General features: G+C 29.8%; 25 protein-coding genes, 1 other RNA gene and 1 pseudogene. 21 read left to right on the top strand and 6 right to left on the bottom strand.

Annotated features, from left to right (window positions below):
* Window positions 1-69 precede the first annotated feature (69 nt).
* The 3 genes and pseudogenes from DZ68_RS10785 to DZ68_RS0102920 all read right to left on the bottom strand — a co-directional run bounded on the left by DZ68_RS10785 (window position 70) and on the right by DZ68_RS0102920 (window position 1910).
* Window positions 70-825 (bottom strand): RNA-guided endonuclease TnpB family protein, encoded by a 756-nt coding sequence (locus tag DZ68_RS10785; protein WP_084021908.1) that lies wholly within the window; start codon window positions 823-825, stop codon window positions 70-72.
* A 3-nt stretch (window positions 826-828) separates the two neighbouring features.
* Window positions 829-1068, bottom strand: a pseudogene (gene tnpA / locus DZ68_RS10985) (IS200/IS605 family transposase); the annotation flags it as partial.
* A 575-nt stretch (window positions 1069-1643) separates the two neighbouring features.
* Window positions 1644-1910, bottom strand: a complete 267-nt coding sequence (locus DZ68_RS0102920) for a hypothetical protein (protein ID WP_024787171.1) — start codon at window positions 1908-1910, stop codon at window positions 1644-1646.
* Here DZ68_RS0102920 and DZ68_RS09935 point away from each other — a divergent pair.
* From DZ68_RS09935 to DZ68_RS0102880, 8 genes are all read left to right on the top strand, one after another.
* The gene (locus tag DZ68_RS09935; RefSeq protein WP_024787170.1) at window positions 1903-2541 is read left to right on the top strand and encodes a type II toxin-antitoxin system HipA family toxin; all 639 of its coding nucleotides are present in this window, start codon (window positions 1903-1905) and stop codon (window positions 2539-2541) included. The two genes, DZ68_RS0102920 and DZ68_RS09935, sit on opposite strands and share 8 nt — an antisense overlap.
* Entirely contained in the window at window positions 2538-2708 is a 171-nt protein-coding gene (locus DZ68_RS10720; protein ID WP_156921093.1) for a hypothetical protein, read from the top strand. The genes DZ68_RS09935 and DZ68_RS10720 overlap by 4 nt, the downstream gene beginning before the upstream one ends.
* Before the next feature lie 2 nt (window positions 2709-2710).
* Entirely contained in the window at window positions 2711-2941 is a 231-nt protein-coding gene (locus tag DZ68_RS0102905; protein ID WP_024787169.1) for a hypothetical protein, read from the top strand.
* A 16-nt stretch (window positions 2942-2957) separates the two neighbouring features.
* Entirely contained in the window at window positions 2958-3254 is a 297-nt protein-coding gene (locus DZ68_RS0102900; protein ID WP_024787168.1) for a hypothetical protein, read from the top strand.
* A 306-nt stretch (window positions 3255-3560) separates the two neighbouring features.
* Window positions 3561-5138, top strand: a complete 1578-nt coding sequence (locus DZ68_RS0102895) for a GGDEF domain-containing phosphodiesterase (protein ID WP_084023934.1) — start codon at window positions 3561-3563, stop codon at window positions 5136-5138.
* Between the two features lie 121 nt (window positions 5139-5259).
* Complete coding sequence (locus DZ68_RS0102890; RefSeq protein WP_024790704.1) at window positions 5260-5877, top strand: MarC family protein; 618 nt, start codon at window positions 5260-5262, stop codon at window positions 5875-5877.
* 23 nt (window positions 5878-5900) lie between these two features.
* A complete protein-coding gene (locus DZ68_RS10420) occupies window positions 5901-7595 on the top strand; it encodes a mechanosensitive ion channel family protein (RefSeq protein WP_024790703.1) in 1695 nt (564 codons plus the stop codon).
* A 1-nt stretch (window position 7596) separates the two neighbouring features.
* On the top strand, window positions 7597-8490 hold the full coding sequence (locus tag DZ68_RS0102880; protein WP_024790702.1) for a hypothetical protein: 894 nt from the start codon (window positions 7597-7599) through the stop codon (window positions 8488-8490).
* Here the strand turns inward: DZ68_RS0102880 and DZ68_RS0102875 are convergent.
* Window positions 8477-9886 (bottom strand): SagB/ThcOx family dehydrogenase, encoded by a 1410-nt coding sequence (locus DZ68_RS0102875; protein WP_024790701.1) that lies wholly within the window; start codon window positions 9884-9886, stop codon window positions 8477-8479. The two genes, DZ68_RS0102880 and DZ68_RS0102875, sit on opposite strands and share 14 nt — an antisense overlap.
* A gap of 294 nt (window positions 9887-10180) precedes the next feature.
* Here DZ68_RS0102875 and DZ68_RS0102870 point away from each other — a divergent pair, with 294 nt between their 5' ends.
* Window positions 10181-12094, top strand: coding sequence for a thioredoxin domain-containing protein (locus tag DZ68_RS0102870; protein ID WP_051428169.1), 1914 nt, complete (start codon window positions 10181-10183; stop codon window positions 12092-12094).
* A 13-nt stretch (window positions 12095-12107) separates the two neighbouring features.
* Window positions 12108-12205, top strand: an RNA gene (gene ffs, locus DZ68_RS10600) — signal recognition particle sRNA small type.
* A gap of 135 nt (window positions 12206-12340) precedes the next feature.
* On the opposite strand, the gene luxS is transcribed toward ffs, so the two are convergent.
* Window positions 12341-12874, bottom strand: a complete 534-nt coding sequence (luxS, locus tag DZ68_RS0102865) for an S-ribosylhomocysteine lyase (RefSeq protein ID WP_024790699.1) — start codon at window positions 12872-12874, stop codon at window positions 12341-12343.
* 154 nt (window positions 12875-13028) lie between these two features.
* On the opposite strand from luxS, the gene rpsB reads away from it, so the two are divergent.
* From rpsB to fliR, 4 genes are read left to right on the top strand one after another with little or no spacing between them, the layout of a single operon-like run.
* Window positions 13029-13859, top strand: a complete 831-nt coding sequence (gene rpsB, locus DZ68_RS0102860) for a 30S ribosomal protein S2 (protein WP_024790698.1) — start codon at window positions 13029-13031, stop codon at window positions 13857-13859.
* Window position 13860: 1 nt separating this feature from the next.
* Window positions 13861-14784: a translation elongation factor Ts gene (gene tsf / locus DZ68_RS0102855; protein ID WP_024790697.1), complete on the top strand. Its 924-nt coding sequence runs from the start codon at window positions 13861-13863 to the stop codon at window positions 14782-14784.
* Window positions 14785-14841: 57 nt separating this feature from the next.
* Entirely contained in the window at window positions 14842-15498 is a 657-nt protein-coding gene (locus DZ68_RS0102850; protein WP_035908293.1) for an ABC transporter ATP-binding protein, read from the top strand.
* A gap of 32 nt (window positions 15499-15530) precedes the next feature.
* On the top strand, window positions 15531-16298 hold the full coding sequence (gene fliR / locus DZ68_RS0102845) for a flagellar biosynthetic protein FliR (protein WP_024790695.1): 768 nt from the start codon (window positions 15531-15533) through the stop codon (window positions 16296-16298).
* Here the strand turns inward: fliR and DZ68_RS0102840 are convergent.
* Window positions 16288-16749 (bottom strand): phospholipase D-like domain-containing protein, encoded by a 462-nt coding sequence (locus DZ68_RS0102840; RefSeq protein ID WP_236617337.1) that lies wholly within the window; start codon window positions 16747-16749, stop codon window positions 16288-16290. The two genes, fliR and DZ68_RS0102840, sit on opposite strands and share 11 nt — an antisense overlap.
* A gap of 111 nt (window positions 16750-16860) precedes the next feature.
* Here DZ68_RS0102840 and DZ68_RS0102835 point away from each other — a divergent pair, with 111 nt between their 5' ends.
* From DZ68_RS0102835 to gap, 7 genes are read left to right on the top strand one after another with little or no spacing between them, the layout of a single operon-like run.
* Window positions 16861-17991, top strand: coding sequence for a response regulator transcription factor (locus DZ68_RS0102835; protein WP_024790693.1), 1131 nt, complete (start codon window positions 16861-16863; stop codon window positions 17989-17991).
* Between the two features lies 1 nt (window position 17992).
* Complete coding sequence (gmk, locus tag DZ68_RS0102830; protein WP_024790692.1) at window positions 17993-18610, top strand: guanylate kinase; 618 nt, start codon at window positions 17993-17995, stop codon at window positions 18608-18610.
* Window positions 18607-20199, top strand: a complete 1593-nt coding sequence (argS, locus tag DZ68_RS0102825; RefSeq protein WP_024790691.1) for an arginine--tRNA ligase — start codon at window positions 18607-18609, stop codon at window positions 20197-20199. Before gmk ends, argS begins: the two co-directional genes overlap by 4 nt.
* Before the next feature lie 47 nt (window positions 20200-20246).
* Entirely contained in the window at window positions 20247-20669 is a 423-nt protein-coding gene (locus DZ68_RS0102820) for a DUF523 domain-containing protein (RefSeq protein ID WP_024790690.1), read from the top strand.
* Entirely contained in the window at window positions 20657-21199 is a 543-nt protein-coding gene (gene nadD, locus DZ68_RS0102815) for a nicotinate (nicotinamide) nucleotide adenylyltransferase (protein ID WP_024789370.1), read from the top strand. The genes DZ68_RS0102820 and nadD overlap by 13 nt, the downstream gene beginning before the upstream one ends.
* On the top strand, window positions 21177-21503 hold the full coding sequence (rsfS, locus tag DZ68_RS0102810; RefSeq protein WP_024789369.1) for a ribosome silencing factor: 327 nt from the start codon (window positions 21177-21179) through the stop codon (window positions 21501-21503). The genes nadD and rsfS overlap by 23 nt, the downstream gene beginning before the upstream one ends.
* Window positions 21504-22487, top strand: a complete 984-nt coding sequence (gene gap, locus DZ68_RS0102805) for a type I glyceraldehyde-3-phosphate dehydrogenase (protein ID WP_024790689.1) — start codon at window positions 21504-21506, stop codon at window positions 22485-22487. It abuts the gene before it with no gap.
* Window positions 22488-22509 lie beyond the last annotated feature (22 nt).

Here is a 22509-nt window from a genome sequence, read left to right as displayed (position 1 = left end):
TTTTTAAAAATATTGGACTTGGATTTTTTTTGACATACTCCCCACGCCTAAAGGCGGGGGATTCTGGCTTTAAGCGATGGTAGCCTGTTTAATAATAGGTCTTACACCATCTATGCCAAAGGTTGATGCCCCAACCTTGCAAATATTTATACTTGCGTTTATGTCTCTATCGTGTTTTGTCTTACATACAGGACATATCCAAACTCTCTCTTTTAAGTTTAAATCCTCTTTTACATATCCGCAGTTAGAACAGGTTTTACTCGAAGGATAATATCTGTCTATTTTTATAACATTTACTTTATAAGAGAGAATATTTACAAATTCGCTAAAAGCATAATCAATAATTTTTTTACCCCATAACTTTTGCATTGCTTTTAAATTTAAATCTTCTATTGCTATATATTCATATTCTTTTGCTAATTTGTTTGCTAATTTATGAAAAAAATCTCTTCTTGAATTTGCGACTTTTTTATGTAGTTTTGCAAGTTTTTTTCTTGCAAACTCTCTATTGTTAGATGATTTTTTCTTTTTAGAATGCTGTTTTTGAAGTTTTTGAAGTTCTTTTAAGGTTTGGAGATAATATCTTGGAGCTTGGATTTGTGTTCCATCTGATAAAGTTAGAAAAGTTTTCAATCCAAAATCAATGCCCACGATTTTACCCGATGTGGCACTGATTTTTTTATATTCCTTTTCTATTGCAATACAAATCCAATAATCCCCGATATTATCTCGCTTAACGGTTACAGTTTTTATTTTTCCGTCTATTTCTCTGCTTAACCAGAATTTAAACTTATAGCCGTTAAGCCAGATAATATTGTTATCTATTTTATATTTATTAATTCCAAATTGAGGGTCAACTTCACAAAGAATATGAATGTGGTCTTTATCAGTTTCCATTTCTATTATTTCTACATCACACTCTTTAGCTACTTCTTGTATTATTTCTTTTAATCTTTTTTCTACTTCTCCAACTAATATTTTTCTCCTGTATTTAGGGCACCAAACAATGTGATATTTGCAGGAATAAACAATATTTCTATTTGATTTATATTTATCTACGCATTTCATATTTGTATTATATCAAATTATTTAATATAATACAAATTAATAAAAGAGTTTCAAGGAAATTAAATTTCCTATCAACTCTTTTATCGCCTTATATCCCTATGCCTAAAGGCAAGGGCTTTACGGCGTTTTTTTTGTAAATGCAGGTTATGGAATAAGTCTATCAAATATCCAAATAATCAACTGGGTAGATGCAATATTAGGATTAATTTTAATACTATCAGGTATATACTTGGAAAGGAAAAGCAAATGGGACATATAATCTGGACTACTTTTGGAGTGATATTAGCAATATTAGCAATATATTCAGTAATTCAAACAAGTAAACACAAACCACGCCACGAAAAATAATATGAGTATTTATATATTTTGGGCTTTATTTGCAACAGGAGCTTTGATATTTGCTTATTGGGTAACTCATACAACCAAACACAAACCAAAACACGAGAAATAATTAAAAAGCAATATTAAGGAAGAAAATAATTTATGCTATAATTGTGGTAGCAAGATACCAAGAGGGAGTTCCCCTCTCCCTCTCAGTATGCCATCACTACAATGATTTTAACTTATTTAAATAATCATAAAAATATATTCTTCTTTAACCAAAACTCAAAAAACGGGTCTTGAAAATAATATATATTATTTTGTTTATCTATAATATCTTTTTTAATTAAATTTTTAATAGCTGTTTGCAAAGAAGGGGCTTTTATCATTTCAGGAACATATTCATCAGAATAAATATTTTCTCCACCGCTTAAAAGAATTATTTTTAAAGCTATTTTTTGATTTTTAGTTAAATTGTCCCATAAAGCAATAAAATATTCTTTCTCTTTTGAAGTGGGCATAGACGTTCCTGAAATAGATTTGATTTATGATAAAAACGGGTTAATCCATTACGCTGTTAAAAGATTTGACAGAAAAGAAAATAATGAAAAATTACATCTTCATACCATTGCTACAATGGAACATCTGGATTTCAGGATACCGGCTCATTACAGTTATTTAAGCGTATTGAATTTAACCGATTATTTGACACAGGATTATTCTCAAATAAAAGAATTGTTTAAAAGAATGGTTTTTAATATTATAGGAAGAAATCAAGACGACCACGCAAAAAATTTTTCCTTTATGATGGATAAAAATGGAAATTGGCGTCTATCCCCTGCGTATGATATTACATACACATTTGGAACGGGTTATACAAAACATCATCAAATGACAATAAACGGTAAAACAGATGATATTGAACTGAAAGATTTATATGAAGTAGGTGCTAAAATAGGTATTTCTGAAAAGGAAGTTAATTCAATTGTTGAGGAAATAGGAAATAAATTTTTAGAGTTTAAAAAAAGAGCAGTAAAATTAGGAATTAATAAAGAATTTGTAAATCTAATCTCTTATATAGTAAATGATAAAAGATGTATAAATGCCTGTTTGGAAGTAAATGATTTTGTGCCGATGGAGGTAAAACAATGAAAAAATTATTTTTATTAATTCCGTTTTTGTTATTTGCATTTACAAGCAAGTATCTGCCAAATTATGATATTCAGGCAGAGTGTTCTCAGATTTTGCATAAGAAGGCGTTTGATATATGCTATTCGTGCAGTAGAAAAGAGCCTAATTTTGTTGTTTATAAAGGTTAAAAATGAATAATAATATAGAAATGGCAATCAGTGCAATACTCGGAGCATTTTTATTTATGGCGTTATTGTTTATCACTCTTTTTTCAGCCTATAAGCTTATTGTCTTTTTTTGGAATAAAAAAAGAAAAAAAAGAGCGTATCTCCTAATAGTCGATGGATTTACGGCAATAACTGTTGACAATAACGGAATTCCTGTTATACTTGAAAAAAACGGGAATTTTGAATTAAATTAAAGCAAAGGAGTAAAAAATGGAAAAGTTTGAAGCAAAAGATAATAATACCAAAAAGTTTAATAATAATTATAAAAATATTAAAAAACTTGACGAAGATGAGAAAAACCGTTTAGAAACAAAGTGGGACATTGATAATACGCTTGATTATTATTCAATTGAAAGAGGGATAATCACAATTCCGGAAAATATGGAATTTATTTTTTATCATACCTTTTATGTAGGTGTTGATAAAAACGGCTGCATAAAAGACGCTCTGATTCCACCCCCTAAAATAATTAACGAACACGGTATAGAATTTTATTCATCAAATTAGATATTCAATGAAATATGTTGGTTCTAATTGCATTACTTGAACTTGAAGAAAAATGGGAGAAAAATACCCATTAGCTCTTGGAAAAACAACTGGGAAGAATAACCTATTAGAAGGATTATTTACACGAAAGGAGGATTTAATGATGATGATTCGTTAAAAAGACTGGTATATTTAATATATAAGGATATTTCAAAAAAATGGCTAAAATCCATATCAAATTGGGCTGAAATTATCTCTCAATTTGGTATAATTTTTGAAAACAGACTAAAACCTTATTTAAAATGATTTTTATGCTTTACACAAAAAATGAAGCGGTCTCAATATTTAATCATTGAGATAAATAACGGTGTATTGTCAAAAGGTCCTACCGGAGAAGCATTATATAACGGAAATATTTTAGGAATAAATCCTAATACTTATACAAATGAAAAGGTTGCCCCATGGAAAGACAACCAAATAAAAAATGGATTTTATTCTTCAATTTCTGTTAGACTGATTGATGATTTGACTGTTAATTTATATTCTGAATTTACTGATTTTTATACAGAAGAGATGGTTAATATTATTTTATCAATCAGAACGTCAATAATGATGGCTTATGAAAAAAATAAATATATTGGAAAACTTAAATTTTTAACTTTTTATGATGAAATAACAAATTTAGGAAACTTAAACAAATTTAAAAAAGATTTTAATGAATATGAGGGCGAATATACTTTGTGTATGATTAATATAAAAGATTTTACTTCAATTAATGCAAATTTCGGTTTTGAGTTTGGTAATAAATTATTAAAAGAAATCGGTAATGAGCTTAAAAAACATATTAAAAAGATTGATGAAGTTTACAGAATGTATGATGACAGGTTTTTACTGTTTTTAAAAGCAAATATATGGAATATAGAAACTATTAAAAATATAATAAATAAAATTTATAATATTTTTTCAAATGAAGGTATTGAAATTAACGCTCAGACAATTTATTTGGAAATAAACGGCAGTTTGGTTGATTCAAAAAATATTAAAAAGGAAAAAGCACTTGAAGGTTTGGTTTATGCATATGTTTTTGCAAAAAATGTTATCAATAAATTTGTAATTTATGAACCTTGGATGCATGAAGAGGTTTCTCAAAGAATTCATTTAAAAGAATTATTGTTTAAAGCCATCAGGGAAAAACTGTTTGAAGTATATTTTCAGCCGATTGTTGATATAAAATCATATGAAGTAGTTCAGTTTGAAGCACTTTCAAGGCTAAAAGACAACGGAAAATTTGTTAATATGGAAAAACTGATGAATATAGCAACCGAGCTTCAAATTGTTCCTGAAATTACAAAAATTGTAGTAGAAAATGCAGTTAAACATTTAAAAATTTTTAAAACTGTAAATCCTGATATAGGAGTTTCTATTAATGTTTCAAAACTTGATATGGAAGGAGACTTTTTAGAATTTTTTAAAAACAAAGTAATATCAAACGAATTAAATTTTAAAAATTTCTCTTTGGAAATAACGGAAAGGGAATCTATTGAAGATACCAAGTTAACTCAGGATTTTGTTAAAAAATTAAAAGAGGTTGGGGTTAAATTTGAAATAGATGATTTTGGGGTTGCATATTCAAATATTAAACAAAGTATAAGTATTGATTTTGATATATTAAAAATTGATAAAAGTTTTATTGATAAAATATTTGAAGAAAGAATTAAAATAGCTGTTTCTACCATTATCTTATTTGCAAAAATGTTAAATGCAAAAACAATTGCGGAAGGCGTTGAAACAAAAGAACAGCTGGATATTTTAAAAGAATTGGGTGTAGATTATATCCAGGGTTATTATTTTGCAAAACCTATGCCTTTTAATGAGGCGGTTGAATATTTAAAAAATAATATGTAATTTGTCCTTTTTTTAAGGAAAAATGCCACACCTCAGGGAAGAGCTAAAAACAGAAGAGTGGTAGCTAAAATTATCTACTAATTCTTCTTTTTTTTTTGTATAATTATCAAAAAGGCCGTTAATGCTAAAAGCTATCCTTTTTGATACTATTTCTTTAATTACGATTTTAAATCCAATTGCAGCTGCTGCAATAATGATAAGTTTAGTAAAATATTCTGACATTGCTTATGTTTCAAAAAAGGCTTCTATTACTGTTTTTATAGCTTCTGTTATTACAATGATTGCAGGCGGATGGGTTCTTAAAATATTCGGTATTAATCTTCCTTCTATTAAAGCTATAGGTGGGGTGGTGCTTTTGATTATTGCTTTGAATATGATTCAGGGTAAAGAAATTTCTCCTACGAATACCACAAAAGATGAACATGAAGCGGCTCAGGAAAAAGATAATATTGCTATTATTCCTCTTGCAATTCCCGTTTTGTTTGGTCCGGGGGTAATTACCACAATTATTGTTTTGAGTGAAAAAAGTAAAAAGCTGATTGACAAAGGTGTTTTGTTTACAGCCATTGTTTTATCTGCATTGATTGTTTATATTACTTTAAAAAATGCTTCTTTTATTTCGAAATTTTTAGGTGTTAACGGAATTAAAATAGTTACAAGGCTTATGGGGCTTATAATAGGCGCTATTTCATTTTTGTTTTTAATAGGAGGCGTTAAGGCGTTATGGTTAATATCTTAAATTTAATTTGAAAGAAAAAAATAATGAGATTTGTTTTTATTTTATTTTTATTTTTTATTAATCTGTTTGGCGGTGATTTAAACGGGCTTGTAAAACAGATAAATAAAAATTCCCCTGATTATACCTTAGATTTAACTTTAGTTAAAAAAATAAAAGAATTGAATTATAATAATCCTGTTCTTGATTTAAATATTTCAAATCAAAATGAATATTTATCACTATTTTTTAAATTGGTTGATTTAAAAAAAGAATATAATAATCTGCCTTCCATTATAAAAGAAACTAATAAAAAAATAGATATTCTTTCATCAGATAACGATATAACTTCTAAACTCCAGACATTGTATTATCAAAAGCTTTTAGATATATACAATAAAAAATATGACTATTTAGACAAAAATTTTCAAAATATTGAAAAAAAGGTTTATCAAAAACTTTTTGATATTAAATTTGATACAAATTTGGCAAAAAGTAATATTGATTATTGGAATAAACTGTTAAGTGACAAACAAAAAGAGCTTGAAAAATTGAAAATCAATCTTCAGAAATGGCAGATTTTAAATAACGAAAAAAATATTGAAAACATGCAAAATCTTATAAACATAAATATTCAAAAACAAAAAAACATATATAAAAATCTTTTAAAAAATTATTTAATATTGTTTTTTGATGAATTAAAAAATAAAGATAAAACCGCCTTTAAAACAGCCCAAAGTATAGATTATTATGCCAATAAACTTGATTTAAACGAATCAGGGGAAATAATAAATGATTTTGAAACATTCAGATTCGGGGCAAAAGCTATCATTTATAATTCAAAAAAAGAATTGAAACATACGTTAGAAAAATTGATTTCTTTAATTAAATATCCCCTTTTCAAAATAGGAAACAATTTTATAACACCTCTTGATTTAATTTTGTTTATTTTTATTTTGTTTATAGGCTGGTTTATCGGTAAATATTATAAAAAACTGATTTATTCACTTAGAAAGAAATATGAAATTTCTTATTCAAGCGCAACGCTGCTTGCAAATATAGGATATTACACTATTATTTTTCTTTCTTTTATTTTTTCCCTGAAAATAGTCGGGCTTGATTTAAGCTCCCTTGCGATAATAGCGGGTGCTTTATCTGTTGGTATCGGTTTTGGGCTTCAAAACATAGTAAGTAATTTTGTAAGCGGAATTATATTAATGTTTGAAAAAACTATAAAAGTGGATGATTATATTGAGATTGATGAAAATACAAGAGGAAAAGTTATGGATATTTCAATGCGTTCAACCATTATAAGAACAAATGACAACATTGATTTAATTATTCCCAATCAGGATTTTATACAAAACAAGGTTATAAACTGGACACTCGGAGATGAAATTGTTAGATTTAGAATTCCTTTTGGAGTGGCTTACGGGAACAATATAGAAAAAGTTGAAAAAATAATACTTGATGCAATTGAAAAATCAAATCTGCCGTTTTTAAGAAAAGAGCAATATAAACCATTGGTTGTTTTTATAGAAATGGCAGATAGCAGCTTAAATTTTGAACTGTTTGTCTGGGTAAAAGGTGAATATGCTATGATGCCAAGAAGGACAAGAAGTAAATTTTTAAAAGTAATTTATAATGCATTAAACGAAGCCGGAATTACTATTCCTTTTCCTCAGCAGGATTTGCATATTAAAGATACGGTACCGTTTGAAATTAAAATAAAAAAGGATTGATATGGAATTTATTTATTCAATAAGTGAAGCATTTAAGGATTTAAAAAATTCGAAAATGCAAAAATTATCTATTGTTTTAGGCGGTGTTTTAGCGGCTTTTTGGATTATTATGGCTTTATGGTTTTGGAACAGGGGGTTAATATTAACAAATTTCTTAATTTCTATTATGCCTTTTAAATTTTTACAAAACGCAGGAAGCCAGTTTATTATAATGATTGTGTGGATACAATTGATTTTGGCAAGCTTGGGAATCATTTATTCTTTGTTTGGCAGATTTTTTAAAAATATATTTTCTTCAATTGCACTTGTAAGTATCATAACTTTTTTTTGGACATTTGTTTTTTTTGTTTATCATCCTGAAATTTCAGGCTATATAAAAAATCTTCTCAGAATTTTTCCATATCAGAGCATTGAAGAGGTAGTCTCAAATATACTTTTGGCATTTATGTTTTATTCTTTTTATATTGCGACTTTTTATTTTATTTTTTTAATTTTCAGCGTGAAAATTTTAGAAGAGATAAAAGAAGGGCAGTATCCTCAGGTTGATACAAAAAAAGAATTTAATTTATTAAAAATTATTTTTATAAACATAAGGGATTTTCTAATATTTTTAATAGGAATGATAATTTTTTATCCATTAATGTTTGTGCCTTTTGTAAATATTTTAATAATTGTTTTTCTTTGGGCTGTTTTGATTAAAGAATCACTGCTTCAAACAGTTTTTATGCTTTTTGGAAAAGAAGAAATTGATAAAAAGAAAATCTGGGCCTTTTGTTTTTTAAGTGTAATTTTTAATTTTATTCCGGTTTTAAATTTTTATGCGCCTGCTTTTGGAGTTTTGAGTATTTTTCATTATGTAATGGAAAAAAAAGAGGACAGGCTCAATTTAGCTTAATTATCCTCTCATCAGCTTTTGGGCTTCCTACACTGAATCCGTAAAGTGCCAAATAATTAACATTATTTAAAATCTCTTCAGTTATTAAATTGTCAAAAAAACATCCGATACCACATCCTCTAAGGTTTTTAGCCTCCGCTTCAAGATATAAAACCTCTCCTATTATTCCCGCTTCAAAATTTAACAGTTTATATTCATACTCTTTTTTTGGTTTTGGCGATACCATATTAATAGTAAATGTTGAATCTTTTCCCAAATCCTGAATGCAGTTCGCAAATTTACTGGCCTCGCTGAAATCTCCTTTATGAAGGTTGGTAAGTTTGTTTTCTTTTCTTGAAAAATAATAAATTCCTTCTTCAATTCCATCGACCCTGTTTACAAATATTACAAAATCAACCGTATTTAAAGTAACTTTTACATCAAACGGAGGTATATTTCTTGGCAGGGTTTTATCTAAAATATCCAGAAAATCTTTTTTTTCAATGTAGCTTGGAATAAATCCCAGTGCACTTCTTCTGTTATCAATTATTTCATATGCGTTAAAAGGAGATGATATAAATTTAGGAATTTCATCTTTTAGAAAAGTTTTAAAAGGCTCTTTTCTTTTTAATTCTTTTGCAGTTTCAAAAATAATATCCCATTTTACTGAATCATTTGCAAGTTTTTTATATTCTAAATGAAATTCTAAGTTTTTAAAATTTTCAAAATTAATTTTTGGTTTTTTATCACGATAAACATAAAAACCCGCTTCAAAAATTTCATCCTCATTTTCATAAAATTTTGCTTTGTTTAGATTAATTAGATTGCTTAGTTTTTCTTCATCAATATCGTTTATATATTCCATTTTCCATCCAAGCATGTTTGAAGAAAATCTACTTGAAGCTATTAAATGTCCTGTATCAAGCAGGCAGTATCTCAGGGCTCTTTCTCCGTATTTCCAGCTTTCTCTAAGCGGAATTGAAGTAAAAATCAAAACAAAGCCGTTTTCAACCAGATTTTCACCTTTTGCAATTTTTTCTAAACAAAACTCTTTTACATTAAAATGGTAAACTCCGTTTTTTAAAATAATATAAGTCTCTTCCGGGTGTAAATTTCCGCTTGACGGATTAACCCTTACATACCACTCATTCATTCCTAAAACTTTTTTAGCATTGATAGCAGCTGAATATCTTAAAAAAGCAGCTAAATTTTGAATATTTATTTCCTTAGAAGAGTTTTTTAAATACAGTTTTTCATAAGTTAATTTTTCTATTTCAGGATTAGGTAATGGAATTTTTTTGGCATTTATATATTCTTTATAAGGGCTTGGCTGGTTTGCCCAGTCTAAGTATCCAAGGCTTTTTGCAAATTTATTTGGATAGTGGCGAGTTGTTTGATGATATTCAATTGATTTCATAAAAATCCTTTTTATTAATATAATATCGGCAATGACTAAATAGTAAAAATTCATAAAAATAACTACAAAGATAAAAATATGACAGCTTCGAGCTTCATTTTGCTAATGCAACGCTCAAATTTTGCTAAAAATTGCAAACAGCTTCGCAGGCCCTAAGGACTCGGTGCAATTTTTTTAACGCAAAATTTTCGCTAAATTCCGCTACGCTGTCATATTTTTACTTTTTCGTTATTTAGTCAGTATCATCATATCAAAAATTGGACAAATTTTATCTTTTTTGTTATAAGGAATGTAATGAAAAAAATTTTTTTATTTATAGGAGCAATTATGGCAAATCATTTAAAAAATGCTGACAGTCCTTATCTAAAGCAGCATGCAGACAATCCTGTTGACTGGTATGAATGGGGTGAAGAAGTTTTTGAAAAGGCAAAAAAAGAAAATAAACTTATTTTTTTAAGTATAGGTTATTCAACATGTCACTGGTGCCATGTAATGGAGAGGGAGAGTTTTGAAAACAAAGAAATTGCCGGTATTTTAAATAAATATTATGTGTCAATAAAAGTGGACAGGGAAGAGATGAGCGATATTGACAAATACTATCAAAAAGCTTATCAGTTAATGCACAGACGCTCGGGAGGTTGGCCTCTTACTATTATTATGACACCTGAAAAGAAAGTGTTTTATTCTGCAACTTATGTGCCGCCTCATTATTCACAATACGGTCCGGGACTTAAAGAAATACTTTTATCTATTGCAAACGACTGGATGGAAAATCCCAAAAAAATTTTGGAAATTGCAGATAATTTCGAAAAATATTACAAAGAAAATGAAAATAAAAAATTGCCAAAAGAGAATGTGGATAAAAGTATAATTGAGAATATTATAAAAAAAGCAAAAAATGAGTTTGATTTGGAATATGGAGGAGTAAAGGGAGCACCTAAATTTCCGATGGAGAGCAGCTTAGATTTACTTATTGATGTATATGTTATTACAAAAAACAAAGATATTTTAGATATTTTAAATTTAACTCTTACAAAAATGGCAAAAGGCGGTATTTTTGACCAGGTTGAAGGCGGATTTTATAGATATTCGGTAGATAACAAATGGGAAATTCCTCATTTTGAAAAGATGCTTTATAATAATGCGAATTTACCTTATATATATCTCAGGATGTATAAAATTACAAAAAATCTTTTTTATAAAGAAGTAGCATTTAAAAGTATTGATGAAATGTTAAATAAATATTATGAAAACGGGCTTTTTTTCTCAGCTAGCGATGCGGACAGTAATGGGGGTGAGGGTAAATATTTTGTATATGATTTTGATGAGGTTAATGAAGCATTTAGTGAGTTTGAAAATAAAGAAGAATTGTTAAATTATTTTGGAATTAAAAAATATGGTAATTTTAACGGATTAAATAATCCTACGATTCAAGGAGAAAGACCTAAAAATTATGAAAAAGCTTTGCAAAAATTAAAAGATATAAGAAAAACAAAAGAGTTTCCGTTTATTGATTCTAAAAAAATAACATCATGGAATGCAATGATGATAAAAACTCTTTTTGCAGTAGGTGAATTTGATGAAAAATATTTAGATACTGCAAAAAAGAGTTTAGAAAAATTAATCGAAGTTATGTATAAAGATAAACTGTATCATTCTTTTAATAAGGATGAAAAAAATAAAAAACCTGCATTTTTAGAAGATTATGCATATTTAATTAATGCTTTAATTACAGCTTATGAGTATTCTTACGAAGAAAAATATTTAAAATTTGCAAATAAACTTAGTAAAGAGGTATTTTTGTTTAAAAAAGATAACTGGTATATGAATCAAGATAAAAGCATAAAAGCTGATTTCAGTGATTCATCATATGCAAGTTCTTTGGGTGTTTTGGCAAATGATTTTTTGGATTTATCGCTTTTAAATTATAATATTGAATTAAAAAAAGAAGCTGATGAAATCATTGAAGAGGGAAGCTATTATGTAAAAAATTATCCTCTTTTTTATGCAAGTATTACAAAAGCCGCTATAAAAAATATTTTGGGTGAATATATAATAACTTCTGAAACTCCTTTATATAAAGAAGATTTTTCATATCCTTATGTTTTATGGAAAAAAGGTGAAAGTTTTGAAATATGTACAATTTATAAATGTATTAAAAAAAGTAAGAATTTAGAAGAAATAAAAGAAATTTTTAATATTTTATGATATAATTTCACCTGTCCCAGCCCTGTGCAAGGGGTGTAAGAGGCAACGCTTCAGGCCCGGAAGGGAGCAGAGCACCTCTTATGTCCTTGTGCCGCAGGTTCCTGGGGCGCCTGAAAAATAATTATAAGTTATGAATGTTGAGTGTTGAATTGTGAATTATAAATGCTAAATATTGAATTATAAATTAATATTTTTAGCTAAGTTTAGTGTCAAACACTAATTATTATAAATGAATAAAAGAAGAAGTTAAATCCCTAAAATTTTAACTTCATTAGGATTTACATCGCATATATTTGGAATATTATTAGGATTTAGTGCCAGCTCTTTATTGTCCATTATAACGATTTCGCTTTCTATTATATGTTTAGCAACTTTTTTAGCACCTGGGAGGGAGTGCATATAACAGCTGCCGCATTGATAGATATTTGCTTCCGGGATAATATCAGTATCTAAAATATTTTGCATAGATTTTCTCCACGCTTCAATTACTTCTTTATCATTTGGTTCTCCGATTATGCTCATATAAAATCCTGTTCTGCATCCCATAGGTGAAATATCGATTATTTCAAAATCAGGTAGATTATCTCTCATAAATCCGGCAAACAGATGTTCAAGCGTATGCATTGCTTTTTCATCAATAATTTCTTTGTTCGGTTTCGCAAATCTTACGTCATAAACTGTAATTACATCTCCTTTTGGTGTTTTCATTTTTTTTGCAATTCTTAGGCCCGGGGCCGGCATTTTTACATGATCAACTAAAAAACTATCAAGCATTGGCATAATTTATCCTTTTTTGTTGAAATTATATCGTAACTTTGATACAATTTCATCTCTAGTTCTCACCTCTTTATTCCTTGGTCGGGTTGCAGCTATGCTGTTAACGGAGAGGGAGGCTAAACCCAGCCAAAATAAAAAAATAATTCAAGGAGAAACAATGGCGTGTAATGTAACAATGAAAGATTTATTGGAGTGCGGTGTTCATTTCGGACATCAAAGAAGAAGATGGAATCCAAAAATGAAGAAATATATCTTCGGTGTCAGAAAAAATATTTATATTATTGACTTACAAAAAACATTAAGATTTTTTAAATATGCATGCGGCATAGTTAGAGATGCGGCGGCTGAAGGAAAAACAATTCTTTTTGTCGGAACTAAAAAACAAGCAATTGATGCTGTAAAAACTCATGCCGAAAGAGCCGGTATGCCGTATGTTAACCACAGATGGCTCGGCGGTATGCTTACAAACTTTCCGACAATTCAAAAATCAATTAGAAAACTTGAAATAATTGAAAAAATGGAAGAGAGCGGTCAAATTAACCTTTTAACAAAAAAAGAAAGATTAATCTTAGCCAGAAGAAAAGCAAAACTTGAAAGAGTTCTCGGCGGTATAAGACATATGAAAACATTGCCGGATATGTTGTTTATTATTGATACGGTTAAAGAAAGAATTGCAGTTGCAGAAGCAAATAAACTGGGACTTCCTGTGGTTGCTCCGCTTGATACAAACTGCGATCCTGACGTGGTTGATTATCCAATCCCGGGAAACGATGATGCAATCAGAAGTGTAAATCTTTTCTGTGAAAAAATTGCAGATGCTATAATTGAAGGTAAAGAAATGGCAAGAAGCGCAGGAGAAGAAATGGAAGAGATTACACCTGAAGAAATTAATGAAGAAATTAAAGAAGTAAAAGAAGAAGCAGCGGCAGAAACTAAAAGCGAAGAAGAAATCGAAAAAGAAACAGAAGATATTAAAGAGGAGGCATAATATGGCAAACATTACAGCAGCTCAGGTAAAGGCGCTAAGGGAAAAAACCGGTGCCGGAATGATGGATTGTAAAAAAGCATTGGTTGAAGCAAACGGCGATGAAGAAAAAGCGGTTGAAATATTAAGAAAAAAAGGTCTTGCAAAAGCCGCTAAAAAAGCGGACAGAAATGCGGCTGAGGGAAGAGTGGAAATTCATATTACTCCTGATATGAAAAAAGGAAGCATTGTAGAAGTAAACTGTGAAACAGATTTTGTTGCCAAAACAGATGAATTTGTTGAATTTGTAAGTGAAACGGTTAAAACTGTTAATACTGAAAATATCACCGATGTTGAAAGCTTGAATAACACAAAATTTGGTGAGGGTATATTCGAAGAAGAATTAAAAGTAAAAATAGCAAAAATAGGTGAAAATATTGTTGTCAGAAGAATGGCTACAATTACTGCTAGTGAAAATGGAATTGTTAACGGATATATCCATGCAGGGGGAAAAGTTGGAGTACTTGTGGCGGCTGAATGTGACAGAGCTGAAACATGTGAAGCAATTAAAGATACTCTAAAAGATATTGCCATGCATATTGCCGCTATGAAACCTTCTTTTCTAAATCCTGAGAGTGTACCGGCTGATGTAATTGAAAAAGAAAAAGACATTGCAAAAGCCCAGCTTCTAAAAGAGGGTAAACCTGAAAATGTAATTGAAAAAATTATTCCCGGAAAAATTAAAAAATTCTATGAAGAAAACTGTCTTACAGAGCAAGAATTCGTAAAAGCCGAGAAAAAAGAAAATGTTGCCAAAGCACTTGAAAATGCGGCAAAAAAAGCCGGAGGAAGTGCAAAACTTGTTGACTTTATCAGATTTGAAGTCGGAGAAGGTTTGGTTAAAAACGGATGTACTTTAGCTGATGAAGTAGCGGCAGCTTTACAATAATTACTTAGCGCCTTTTGGCGCTTAAGTGAAAATAGTGAATAGTGAGTAGTGAAAAAAATGATAAAAGCAATAAATTTAAAACACTCATTTGATTATCTTCTTTTTTCAGATGTAAATCTTGAAGTAAAACCCAAAGAAAAAATTGCCATAATAGGTTCCAGCGGGAGCGGAAAATCCACACTTCTACATATTTTATCTTCATTTTTAAAACCAAATGAGGGACAAGTTTTTATTGATAAACAAGAAATTTATAAACTAAAAGAAAAAGAGTTAATTGAATTTAGAAGAAATAAAATAGGTGTAATTTTTCAGTTTCATTATCTTTTTAACACATTCACAGCACTTGAGAATATTCAGGCTGCTGCAATTTTATGCAACAGGGAAGTTGATTTTGATTTGCTTGATAGACTTAAGATAAAAGATGTGATAAATCAGAATATTCAAACCTTAAGCGGCGGCCAGCAGCAAAGAGTTAGTATTGCAAGGGTTTTAGTTAAAAAGCCGAAAATAATTTTTGCTGACGAGCCTACCGGAAATTTAGATAATGTTAATGCAAACGAAGTAATAGAAATTTTAAAAGAATATGCTGATGAGAACAGTGCATCTATTGTAACTGTAACCCACGATATGGAAATAGCTAAAAAATTTGATAAAATTTATGAACTGAAAAACAAACAATTAGTGAAAATGGTGAGTAGTGAAAATTATGAGTAGTGAGTAGTGAAAATGGTGAGTAGTGGGTAGAAATGGAGTTAATTAATTATTTAACGCCTGTAAATACAGTGACTTTTTTACTTTTATTTATAAGATTAAGCTCATTTTTGGCGTTTTTGCCTTTTTTTTCATATCCAACCATTCCCATGAAAGCAAAGGCGGCTTTTGCCCTGTGGCTTACAATACTGTTTTTCCCCATTAGCCCGAAAATAACATTTGAAATTAATATTATAAATGTGATATCGGCTGTTTTGTTTGAGAGTGCTTTTGCTTTTTTTGTAGGAGTTGCCCTTACGCTTATTTTTGATATTTTAAAATATGCAGCCGAACAGATAAGTTTTGTGATGGGATTTACTTTGGCAAATGTAATAGATCCAAACTCCGGGCTGAATACAAATATTATAGGTGAATTTTTTACATGGGTTGCACTGTTGATATTTTTTGCTTTCGGAGGGGATCATTTAGAAATATTTTTAATAAGTAAAACATTAGGAAGCCTGCCGTTTGGGGCTGTTTTTGATATTCATTCAATATATCAGTTTTTTGTTGTTTATATGTTTAAATATTTTGTTTTTGGAATTGCAATGGCTTTTCCTGTTTTGGCCGTTTCTATTTTAAGCGACATAATTTTTGGAATGATTATGAAAACAATGCCTCAGTTTAACCTGCTGGTAGTAGGGTTTCCTATAAAAATTGGACTTTCTTTTTTAATTTTGATTGCGATTATGGCTTCTTTTGCAAATGTATTTCAAAAAGAATTTATTCATGCTTTTAATGTAATTTTAAAAATTATCGGCTGAGCCTGTATGGTTTGGCATTTTGTTTCAACATATAAAAATATTTATTGAATTTATTTATTAAATTTTTATCTTGAGTGATTAAGATATATTCATAATTTTTAAAAAAAGCGCTGTAAGAATAATTTGCACTTCCGATAATTAGATATTTATTGTCTATAATAGACATTTTTACATGCATTTTTGCTTTGTTGCCGTTTTTGTAATTTTTACCGCTTAAAAGATAAATATTAAATTTTTTTATTGCCGCAAGGTTTGGAATAACGGAATATTTATATTTTGATTCTTCCAAATCGCCTATAATATAAATCTTTGCTCCGTGTTTTGCAGCTATTTTCAGGGCTTTTGCAATTTTTTTATTGGTAAATGTATACATTGCTATTTTTATATTTTTTTTGGCATGGGTGAAAATATTGCATAATTCTTTTTGAGCATTTTTTCCCTCAAAGGGCATAAAATAAACATTGTTAGCATTTAAAAACAGGATAAATAACAAATAAAACAGGATTTTTTTCAATTTTGCCACCTTTTTTAATATAATTATAATAAAAAAACGAGGTCAGCCATGAAAATACTTTTAATTTCTGCCAATCCGACTATAGAAAAACTTTTTACGCTGAGTGCTGAAAAGAAAGGTGATGATGTAATTATCGGAAACAGGGAGTTTGTTCCGGAAGATAATTTCGAAGCTGTTTTTTTGGAAAAAGATTTGTATGATGAAGAATTTTTGAATTCTTTGAAAGAAAAGTTCAAAAATGCAAAATTTGTTTTGATTCTTTCTAAAAAAGATGAAAAATTACCAGGTTTTGATACATATCTTACAAAACCGTTTTTACCTACCGATTTAATGGATATTTTGGAAAAACTGCCGAATATGCAAAATGAAACAAAAGAAAATTTCGATATTGAAAATTTTAATGAAGATTTGGATTTGGAAGAAGAAAATTTTGATTTGGAGAATACCCAAAAAGAAGATATAGACGATTTTGCCCTGGATGATATAGATGAATTGGTGGAAGAAGGCGATGAAAAACCGGATTTTGAAGAACTCGAAGAGTTAGAAAATTTACCTGAAGACGAAGTGCTGATTACAGAAGATGAACTGTTGGAAGAAGCACCCGATTCAGATATAGAAGACACTATTTCCATCAGTGAGGAAGAATTGCAAAATCTGGAAGATGAAAATGAAGAAGGTGAGGAAGTTCCAAGCAGCCAAGAAGAAAGTGAAAAGTTAAAAGTTAAAAGTGAAAATGAGGAAGTGCCGGGCGGCCAAGAAGAAAGTGAAGAAGTTCCAAGCAGCCAAGTTCCAAGTGAGGAGGAGGAAGAAATGCCGGAAATTGAAACAAAAGAAGATATTAACACTCAAAAAGATGAAAATAATGAAGATTTGGAATTAGAAAGTATAAATGAAAAGGATTTGGCAAAAGCTTTGGGAGAAGAGATTGAAGGGGGTGAAGAAGTTCCAAGTGGCCAAGAACCAAGCACTCAGGAAAAAAGTGAAAAGTTAAAAGTTAAAAATGAAGAGCTGCCTGAAATAGAAGAAAATAAAAAAGCTCCAAATGAAGAAGTTACAAGTACTCAAGAAGATAATGGAAATATCCATGAAAAAACACTCGGAAGTATCTTAAATATAAATTGGGACGAACTGAAAAAAGCAAAAGCAAAAGTTACCATTACTATAGATTTTGGAGATTAAAATGGATGGAAGTATTTTAGTAGTATCTGGTCCCAGCGGAAGCGGAAAAACAAGTCTGGCGAGAAGCGCATGTGAAGAGCTTCAAAAAAAGGCGTATTTTAGTATTTCATCTACAACACGTTCTATGAGAAAAGGGGAAATTGACGGTGTTGATTATTTTTTTGTAAGTAAAGAAGAATTTTTAAAAGACATTGAAGAGGGTTATTTTCTGGAATGGGCGGAAGTTCACGGAAATTTTTACGGAACGAGCAAAAGACAGATTGACAAAGCTTTAAGTGAAGGTAAAATAGTGTTTTTGGATATTGATGTTCAGGGATATGAAAATGTAAAAAAATTATATCCAAATATTACAACCGGCGTATTTATAACTACAAAAGATATGAATACATTGATAAAAAGACTTGAAAAAAGAGGAACTGAAACAAAAGAATCCCTTGAAATAAGACTTATTAATGCATTAAATGAAATGAAAAAAATAGATGAATATGATTATCTTTTAATAAACAATGAATTCGATGAATCCAAAGAATTTTTAAAAGCTGTTGCAATTGCGTCTCTTATAAAAAGAAGCAAATATAATGTAAATGAATTTATAAACGAGTGGAAAGGAAATGAATGAAGAAAAAAGTTGCAGATATTTTTAAAAAACATTTAGGTGAAAATCCTTCTATTAACAAACCGAAACAAAAAGATTTTGGTCATTTTGCCGTACCTGTTTTTAAATATGCAAAAGAAAATAAAATAAACCCGAACGAATTTGCAAAAAGCCTTTGTGAAAAATTGAGAGGATGTGCTGAATTTGAAAAAGTTGAAGCACTGAGCGGATTTGTAAATCTTAAACTCAGCGATAAATTTTTGGATGAATTTGCAAATAAGGTTTTAGAAGAAAAAGAAAATTTTGGCAGAGGTCAAAAACAAGAGAGGATTTTGCTTGAATATATTTCCGCAAATCCGACAGGCCCATTACACATAGGTCATGCAAGAGGCGCCATTTACGGGGATTCTATCGCCAGAATAGGAAGACATATAGGTTATAAAATAGATACCGAATATTATGTAAATGACGCTGGCCGACAGATTACACTTCTTGGGCTTTCTGTTTATTTGACGGCAAGGGAAATTTTAGGTTTTGATGTGACCTGGCCCGAAGAGTATTATAAAGGTGATTATATAAAAGATTTGGCATCTGAGGCTATAAAAGAATTTGGCAAAGATTATTTCACAAACAAAGAAAACAGTTTTAATGATGAAAAGCTCAATATGTGGGCAAAGGATAAAATGTTGAATGAAATAAAAAAAGATATCGCTTCTTTAAATGTTACCCCTTTTGATAAGTGGGTAAGTGAAAAAGAATTATATAAATATTGGGATGAAGTTAAAAATATTTTAGAAAAAAACTCTGCTTTGTATGAAAAAGAAGGTAAAATTTGGATAAAATCAAGTGAATTTAAAGATGAAAAAGACAGAGTCGTTGTAAGGGAAGACGGAAGACCTACCTATTTAGCCGGGGATATAATTTATCACTGGGATAAATTTAAAAGAAATTATGACAGATACATAAATATCTGGGGAGCGGACCATCACGGATATATAGCAAGGGTAAAAGCGGCAATTAAATTTTTGGGGTTTGATTCGGATAAACTTGAAATACTACTTTCCCAGATGGTAAAACTTTTAAAAGGCGGCAAACCTTATAAAATGAGTAAAAGGGCCGGGAATTTTATTTTGGTAAGAGATGTTGTGGAAGATGTGGGGGCGGATGCCCTGCGTTTTATCTTTCTGACTAAAAAAGCGGATACACATCTTGAGTTTGATGTTGAGGATTTGAAAAAAGAAGACAGTTCGAATCCAAATTATTATGTAAATTATGCCCATGCAAGAATCCGTTCTATTTTTAGAAATAAAAATATGGATTATAACGATGTAAAAAATATAGAACTTAAAAATTTGGAAGAAGATGAAAAAGAACTTCTGTTTTTTGCCTTGACTTTGCCTTATGTTTTAGAAGATGCGTTTATCAACAGGGAACCTCACAGACTGACAAATTATCTAATAGATTTGGCAAGTGAATTTCATAAATTTTATAATAAAAATAAAGTTATTGGAAGTGAGAGGGAAGAAATCAGGCTAAAAATTTTGGCGGTTGTAGGAATTATTATAAAACTGGGGCTTTCACTTCTCGGGATAAATGCAAAAGAGAAAATGTAAATAGTGAAAATGGTGAGTAGTGAGTAGTGAAAAAAAGGTAATTGAATATGAAAGCTATGATTAGCAAATGTATGTTGGGTGAGCCCTGCAGATATGACGGGAAATCAAAACCTTTAAATGATGAAAAATTAGAAAAATTAAATGAAAATTATGAGCTGATTCCTTTTTGTCCGGAGGCTTTTTCTCTTCCGACCCCCCGTCCCGCAGCCAGATTTATAGGGGATAAAATTGTGGATATAAACGGAGTTGATAAAACAGAAGCTTTTTTAAAAGGGGCAAATGAGGCTCTTAGAATTTGCAGGGAAGAGGGAATTAAAATTTTTATAGGAAAAGAAAAGTCTCCAAGCTGCGGTATTAAAAAAACAAGTGCCTATATAAACGGGTGTGAATGCATGTGCAATGCACCGGGATTAACTTCTAAAATTTTAAAAGAAAACGGAATTGAATTAATCAGCGAATGGGAAATATAGCGATTTTCGGGGGCAGCTTTGACCCTGTTCATTTGGGGCATGTTGAAGTTGCCAAAAAAGTATTAAAAGAGCTTGATATAGATAAACTTATAATAATGCCAAATTATTTAAATCCACTTAAAAAAAATTTTCATGCGCCGGCTGAGCTTAGGGTTAAATGGCTGAAAAAGCTTTTTGGAAACAATCCAAAAGTAGAGATAAGCGATTTTGAAATAAAACAAAATCGTCCTGTTTATTCAATAGAAACAATTAAAAAATTTAAGCCGAAATATTTTATTATAGGAAGCGATAATTTAAAAACACTCGGCAAATGGAAAAATATTGATGAAATTTTAAAAAAAACCCATCTGGTGGTTGCTAAAAGAGGAAAAGTTGATTTAGATTTGCTTAAGAAGTATAATATTAAAAAAGTTTTAGATGTTAACGTTCCAATCAGTTCCACGGAAATTAGAAACTGTAATTTCAAATATTTACCAAAAATAATAGAAAATGAAATAAAGGAGTTTTATGGACAGAATTGCAAAAATTAAAGATTTATTGGAAGAGAAAAAAGCACTTGATGTTATGGAATATGACTTAAGAGATAAGGATTATTTTGTGGATTATGTAATTGTGGCCACTGCTATGGCCGATAAACACGCTCAGGCACTGCTTGATTATCTTAAAAAAACTTTAAAACCGATGGGCGAAACATTTCTGGGGGTTGATGAAAGTAATGACTGGATTGCCATCGATTTAGGGGATATTTTAATTCATTTAATGAGTGAAGAATACAGGGCAAGATATCAGATGGATAAATTTCTTAAAGATTTAAAATTAAAAATGAGGCAATAAATGAAAATTGCAATTAACGGAATAGGAAGAATCGGAAGAAGTGTTTTAAGGGTTGCGTTAAATAAAAATATAGAAATAGTTGCTATTAATGATTTAATGGATATTAATCTAGCCGCATATTTAATTAAATATGATACAACAAGGGGAATGTTAGAAAGAGACGTTGAAGTTATTGATAAAAATACTTTAAAAATAGGTGAAAATATTATAAATTACTCTCAAGAAAAAAATCCTCTTAATATACCTTTTGATGAAGCGGATGTTGTTCTTGAATGCACAGGTAAATTTTTAAGTTCAAATCTTGCAAAAGGACATTTAAAAGGAAATGTAAAAAAAGTAATTATTTCAGCCCCGGCAAATGATAACACCCCGACTTATGTATTGGGGGTGAATTACAGAGAATATAAAGGTGAAAATATTATTTCAAACGCTTCCTGTACTACAAACTGTCTTGGGCCTGTTGCAAAAATTATTGATGAGAAATTTGGAATAAAAAAAGGTTTTATGAGCACCATTCATTCTTATACGATGGACCAAAAACTGCTTGATGCTCCAAATATACGTGATATAAGACGCTCACGCGCTGCGGCGGAAAATATTATCCCAACATTTACTGGCGCTGCAAAAGCAATTTATAAAGTTTTACCAAATTTAAAAGGTAAACTTGACGGGGTTAGTGTAAGGGTTCCTGTTGCCAATGTTTCACTTATGGATTTGACGCTTGAATTAAATAGAGAAACCACAAAAGAAGAAATAAACGAAGTTATAAAATTTCATTCACTTACCGATTTAAAAGGTATTTTAGAAGTGGATGAAGAGTATAAAGTAAGCTCTGATATAAATTCAAACCCGGCAAGCTCTATTGTCGCCCTTGATTTGACAAAAGTAAATTTAAATTTAGTAAAAATTTTTAGCTGGTATGATAATGAATGGGGATATTCAAACAGAATGATTGAAATGGCGGAATACATATATAAATGGTAAATGTAAAATGAAAAATGTTAAA

This window comes from Lebetimonas sp. JS085, assembly GCF_000523295.1.
Classification (GTDB): domain Bacteria; phylum Campylobacterota; class Campylobacteria; order Campylobacterales; family Nautiliaceae; genus Lebetimonas.
This window is presented reverse-complemented; position numbering and strand designations above follow the sequence as displayed.

Excerpts from the sequence above, each read along its gene's own strand:
- luxS (WP_024790699.1), bottom strand. The coding sequence starts at position 12,874 with ATGCCAATGCTTGATAGTTTTTTAGTTGATCATGTAAAAATGCCGGCC.
- DZ68_RS0102875 (WP_024790701.1), bottom strand. The coding sequence starts at position 9,886 with ATGAAATCAATTGAATATCATCAAACAACTCGCCACTATCCAAATAAA.
- gmk (WP_024790692.1), top strand. The coding sequence starts at position 17,993 with ATGGATGGAAGTATTTTAGTAGTATCTGGTCCCAGCGGAAGCGGAAAA.
- fliR (WP_024790695.1), top strand. The coding sequence starts at position 15,531 with ATGGAGTTAATTAATTATTTAACGCCTGTAAATACAGTGACTTTTTTA.
- DZ68_RS0102840 (WP_236617337.1), bottom strand. The coding sequence starts at position 16,749 with ATGCCCTTTGAGGGAAAAAATGCTCAAAAAGAATTATGCAATATTTTC.
- rpsB (WP_024790698.1), top strand. The coding sequence starts at position 13,029 with ATGGCGTGTAATGTAACAATGAAAGATTTATTGGAGTGCGGTGTTCAT.
- DZ68_RS0102895 (WP_084023934.1), top strand. The coding sequence starts at position 3,561 with ATGAAGCGGTCTCAATATTTAATCATTGAGATAAATAACGGTGTATTG.
- DZ68_RS0102890 (WP_024790704.1), top strand. The coding sequence starts at position 5,260 with ATGCTAAAAGCTATCCTTTTTGATACTATTTCTTTAATTACGATTTTA.
- DZ68_RS0102905 (WP_024787169.1), top strand. The coding sequence starts at position 2,711 with ATGAATAATAATATAGAAATGGCAATCAGTGCAATACTCGGAGCATTT.
- DZ68_RS0102820 (WP_024790690.1), top strand. The coding sequence starts at position 20,247 with ATGAAAGCTATGATTAGCAAATGTATGTTGGGTGAGCCCTGCAGATAT.
- DZ68_RS10420 (WP_024790703.1), top strand. The coding sequence starts at position 5,901 with ATGAGATTTGTTTTTATTTTATTTTTATTTTTTATTAATCTGTTTGGC.
- DZ68_RS0102850 (WP_035908293.1), top strand. The coding sequence starts at position 14,842 with ATGATAAAAGCAATAAATTTAAAACACTCATTTGATTATCTTCTTTTT.
- DZ68_RS0102900 (WP_024787168.1), top strand. The coding sequence starts at position 2,958 with ATGGAAAAGTTTGAAGCAAAAGATAATAATACCAAAAAGTTTAATAAT.
- DZ68_RS0102880 (WP_024790702.1), top strand. The coding sequence starts at position 7,597 with ATGGAATTTATTTATTCAATAAGTGAAGCATTTAAGGATTTAAAAAAT.
- gap (WP_024790689.1), top strand. The coding sequence starts at position 21,504 with ATGAAAATTGCAATTAACGGAATAGGAAGAATCGGAAGAAGTGTTTTA.
- DZ68_RS0102920 (WP_024787171.1), bottom strand. The coding sequence starts at position 1,910 with ATGCCCACTTCAAAAGAGAAAGAATATTTTATTGCTTTATGGGACAAT.
- tsf (WP_024790697.1), top strand. The coding sequence starts at position 13,861 with ATGGCAAACATTACAGCAGCTCAGGTAAAGGCGCTAAGGGAAAAAACC.
- argS (WP_024790691.1), top strand. The coding sequence starts at position 18,607 with ATGAAGAAAAAAGTTGCAGATATTTTTAAAAAACATTTAGGTGAAAAT.
- rsfS (WP_024789369.1), top strand. The coding sequence starts at position 21,177 with ATGGACAGAATTGCAAAAATTAAAGATTTATTGGAAGAGAAAAAAGCA.
- DZ68_RS10720 (WP_156921093.1), top strand. The coding sequence starts at position 2,538 with ATGAAAAAATTATTTTTATTAATTCCGTTTTTGTTATTTGCATTTACA.
- DZ68_RS0102835 (WP_024790693.1), top strand. The coding sequence starts at position 16,861 with ATGAAAATACTTTTAATTTCTGCCAATCCGACTATAGAAAAACTTTTT.
- DZ68_RS0102870 (WP_051428169.1), top strand. The coding sequence starts at position 10,181 with ATGAAAAAAATTTTTTTATTTATAGGAGCAATTATGGCAAATCATTTA.
- nadD (WP_024789370.1), top strand. The coding sequence starts at position 20,657 with ATGGGAAATATAGCGATTTTCGGGGGCAGCTTTGACCCTGTTCATTTG.